Origin of the sequence: Pseudomonas lactucae (assembly GCF_016937615.1) — a bacterium.
GTDB lineage: Bacteria > Pseudomonadota > Gammaproteobacteria > Pseudomonadales > Pseudomonadaceae > Aquipseudomonas > Aquipseudomonas lactucae.
In genome coordinates this window covers 1-1,104 of sequence record NZ_JAFHKI010000245.1, presented here as the reverse complement: position 1 = coordinate 1,104, position 1,104 = coordinate 1, and the positions used below count along the sequence as shown (strand labels likewise).

Here is a 1,104-nt window from a genome sequence, read left to right as displayed (position 1 = left end):
TCCAGCACACCGTCGGTCAGGGTGAGCAATTCTTCCCCGGTCACCATCGACACCGGGCAGCCATTAGTCGCGGTCTTGTCCGCTGAAGCCGCCGCATCCCCCCGAGGATTCGTCGCCACCGCAGGCACATCATCCACACGCTCTGTCTGCTTCAGCACCGCGTTCTGCCGCGCCCGCCAGCGCATCTGCAAGGTGCCTTGCTTCACCCCGCCGACCACCCCGCGAATCGCTACCGCCTTGTAGCGATCCACGGTCTGCATAAACCGGGTCAAAATCTTCAGCAGGCCTTCAACAAAACCTACCGCGGCATCCAGCATTTGCGCGCCGTACTTGAGCAAGCGCACACCCAGATACGCCACACCCGCCGCCTGCAAGGCGATGGTCAGCACTACGCCAATCACCAGATCGACCAGCAACGACACCACAAACCCTGCACCTACCTGGGCAACCTGGCCGGGCGGCAGTGCGTCCAGCCACAGCATCGCCGTGCGCACCAGCAGGAACAACGCCGCCTCGTCACTGGCCAGCAACATCGCCTGTTCCATGACCTTGGGCGCATCGGTGGCGATTTGCGCCAACTTGGCCGCCTGATCACCGAGCTGTTCGACGTACTTCAGCGGGTTTTCAAGGATCGCCTGCACCAGCTTGATGCTGTCCCACACGTCCAGGATCGCGGCCCAACTGCCCGCCAGTACGCCGCTGCCAATCGCGCTGGCGGTGGACTGCTCCCAATACGGTTTGAAGGCTTGCCAATGAGACCGAAGCCACTGCTCCAGGTCCGCCGTCAGCCCGGCATAGGAGGCAAACAACGCATCTACCTGCTCTGCCGACACGCCGCCCTGCACCCGCACCTGATAACGCCCACCGGCAGCGCAGTAGTGCGAGCCCTTGCCGTGCTCGTCGAGCATGAGCATCGTGGAGCTGCCATCGTCCAGCCCGATCACCTCGACCGGGATGTCGCCAATCGGCACGTTATACAGCGACTCGAATTGGCTCTCGATCTTCAGCTCACCGCCCACCGGGCAACGGGCCACGGTGGAAAAGTCGGCATCGGACAGGCTCACGGAGCGCTGCGTATCCCCCACCCGCACCACCCGGTCCATG

At 63.5% G+C, this 1,104-nt stretch carries 1 pseudogene; it reads right to left on the bottom strand.

Annotation, left to right across the window (positions count from 1 at the left end):
• A pseudogene (locus JWR98_RS28940) lies at positions 1 to 1,104 on the bottom strand (type IV secretion protein Rhs); the annotation flags it as partial.